A 2,031-nucleotide genomic window follows, 5' to 3' on the forward strand; every position below is an offset into this window, starting at 1 on the left:
GAACTCTGCTATTAAAAGATAGGCTGACTCAACAGCCATTCTTTGTGAGCATTAGCTTCTTTGCTACTTAATTTTTCTTAACTTAATCCAGGCAAGCCTGACGGTCAAAAGATTTGTTGAAATATGCGATCGCACTATAAGCATACCACCTACTCATCATAGTTTAAAAAATTATTTAACATAGGACTTAGAGGCTACTGACATTACTAGCTAAGTAATTTGTCAGCATAATTGTTTCGCAATAACCTCAACCCTTATAAAGAATAACCAGCTTGCATCTCGTTTATCATTTATAATTGAGAGTTTTTCCTATGGCTATTAGCGTTTTTGAACTATTCAAAATCGGCATTGGGCCTTCCAGTTCTCATACGGTCGGCCCAATGCGTGCAGCATTACGATTTGCCACATTTATCCAAAATAAAAAACTTTTAGATACAACTGAAACTATTAAGGTAGAACTATTCGGTTCTCTCGCTGCAACTGGAAAAGGCCACGGTACTGACAAAGCTGTAATCTTGGGTCTAGAGGGAGAAACGCCAGAACTAATTGATACAGTATCTATTGATGCACGAGTGGCGAGAATACGTATTGAAGAAAAAGTATTTTTATTGGGAAAGAAACCCATCGCGTTTTGCGAAAAAGAGCATCTTCTATTTCACTGGCAAAACCTTCCGTTTCATCCCAACGGAATGCGATTTACAGCGCACAATGCCGTCAGGGAGGAAATCGCAAGAAAAGTTTATTATTCAGTGGGAGGAGGCTTTATTGTCGATGAAGAAGATACGCAAAGCAAACAAGATGATAATAGTCAGGTTCCCTATACGTTTACAAGCGCTACTAATTTGATCGAAATCTGCGAAAAACAAGGTTTATCGATTAGCCAAGTCATGTTAGAAAATGAGAAGTCTTGGCGTTCTGAAGAAGAAGTCATACAAGGACTGCTACGCATCTGGGAAGTGATGCAAGAGTGCGTGAGAAACGGCTGTAAAAATGAAGGTATTTTACCGGGAGGTTTAAACGTAAAACGCCGCGCCCCAGAACTCTATCGCCAATTATCCGCCAAAGGTGAAACTTGTCTACTTGACCCGCTTAGTATTATCGATTGGGTAAATGTTTACGCCATTGCAGTTAATGAAGAAAATGCAGCAGGGGGAAGAGTTGTAACTGCACCCACCAATGGTGCGGCGGGTATTATTCCGGCGGTTTTGCACTACTATATTCGATTTTGCCCTAGTGCGACGATCGATCGCATTGTCAACTTCTTACTTACCGCAGGCGCAATTGGAATTTTGTATAAAGAAAACGCCTCCATCTCTGGTGCTGATGTTGGTTGTCAAGGAGAAGTTGGCGTTGCTTGTTCAATGGCGGCGGGTGCTTTAACAGAGGTATTGGGAGGAACGCCAAAGCAAGTGGAAAACGCCGCTGAAATCGCGATGGAACATCATTTAGGATTAACCTGCGATCCCGTTGCTGGATTGGTTCAAATACCTTGCATTGAAAGGAATGCGATGGGGGCTGTTAAAGCAATCAACGCCTCTCGTATTGCTTTACGCGGAGATGGTTTGCATATCGTTTCCCTGGACAAGGCGATTCAAACAATGCGTGCTACTGGAGCAGATATGCACAGTAAATATAAGGAAACCGCTCGTGGTGGGCTGGCAGTGAATGCGATCGAATGTTAATCTTTGCAAAAGCAGGTTTAGTGCCAGTGTGTACCACTTATGTGTACCACTAAGCGCAAATAACCTTGTAGCTTGAGTGGAATATCCCCAAAGCAACGAGAAATCGTCGATCGTTTCAAGCGGGTGAAGGGATTCGAACCCTCGACACTCTGCTTGGGAAGCAGATGCTCTACCACTGAACTACACCCGCACTTCTTTATAAGAATAGCACGTTTTGGCACAAACATCGAGCATCGCACTTGCACGGGAATGCTGAGTAGCGGCTACGTATCGACACGTAAGTAGTCGGACAAAAGTAATCGACACTGTATTAACTTTTGTTAAGGCACTTGCTGGAATGCGATCGAGA

1 protein-coding gene and 1 tRNA gene are annotated in these 2,031 nt (G+C 43.0%); one reads left to right on the top strand and one right to left on the bottom strand.

The window, feature by feature from the left end; genetic code table 11:
• Window positions 1-311 precede the first annotated feature (311 nt).
• On the top strand, window positions 312-1,682 hold the full coding sequence (locus H6S82_RS30995) for an L-serine ammonia-lyase (RefSeq protein WP_190468412.1): 1,371 nt from the start codon (window positions 312-314) through the stop codon (window positions 1,680-1,682).
• A 118-nt stretch (window positions 1,683-1,800) separates the two neighbouring features.
• On the opposite strand, the gene H6S82_RS31000 is transcribed toward H6S82_RS30995, so the two are convergent.
• Window positions 1,801-1,872, bottom strand: a tRNA-Gly gene (locus H6S82_RS31000).
• Between the last annotated feature and the right edge of the window lie 159 nt (window positions 1,873-2,031).

This window comes from Planktothrix sp. FACHB-1355 (assembly GCF_014748295.1).
In the GTDB taxonomy this organism is placed as follows: Bacteria; Cyanobacteriota; Cyanobacteriia; order Cyanobacteriales; family Aerosakkonemataceae; genus Aerosakkonema; species Aerosakkonema funiforme_A.

Excerpts from the sequence above, each read along its gene's own strand:
- H6S82_RS30995 (WP_190468412.1), top strand. The coding sequence starts at position 312 with ATGGCTATTAGCGTTTTTGAACTATTCAAAATCGGCATTGGGCCTTCC.